This is a genomic window from Pseudomonas sp. 50_B (assembly GCF_017491625.1).
GTDB classification, from domain to species: Bacteria; Pseudomonadota; Gammaproteobacteria; order Pseudomonadales; family Pseudomonadaceae; genus Aquipseudomonas; species Aquipseudomonas danubii.
The window spans coordinates 1-457 of the sequence record NZ_JAFGYX010000144.1 but is presented as its reverse complement, the minus strand read 5'-3'; the positions used below and the strand labels follow the sequence as shown (position 1 = coordinate 457).

Sequence of the window (457 nt, the reverse complement as noted above, 5' to 3'; positions counted from 1 at the left end):
AGGTGATGATGGCCGGCGATGCCAAGGGCCGGGTGTTCACCTTCCCGATCCCGACCTACAACATCACCCACGACTTCCCCTGGGACAGCGACAACGCCACGCGCCTGTTCGACATGACCGCGCGCTACGGCCTGCCGTACTTCCAGAACTTCCTCAACTCGGACATGCAGCCCAACCAGGTGCGCTCCATGTGCTGCCGCCTGCAGCTGGACGTGCGCGAGCTGCTCAAACGCGGCAACGGCCTGTTCGGCTCGGCCGAGCAGACCGGCTCGCTCGGCGTGGTGACCCTCAACTGCGCGCGCCTCGGCTACCTGTATCGGGACGATCTGGACGGCCTGACGCAGCGCCTCGACGCGCTGCTGGACATGGCCTTCGAGAGCCTGGAGGTGAAGCGCAAGGTGATCCAGCACCACATGGATGCCGGCCTCTACCCCTACACCAAGCGCTACCTGGGCAC

1 protein-coding gene is annotated in these 457 nt (G+C 65.6%); it reads left to right on the top strand.

What is annotated here, in order from left to right; genetic code table 11:
* Positions 1 to 457, top strand: a 457-nt coding sequence (gene nrdD / locus J5M73_RS31325; protein ID WP_279381772.1) for an anaerobic ribonucleoside-triphosphate reductase, incomplete at both ends; no start/stop codon positions are given.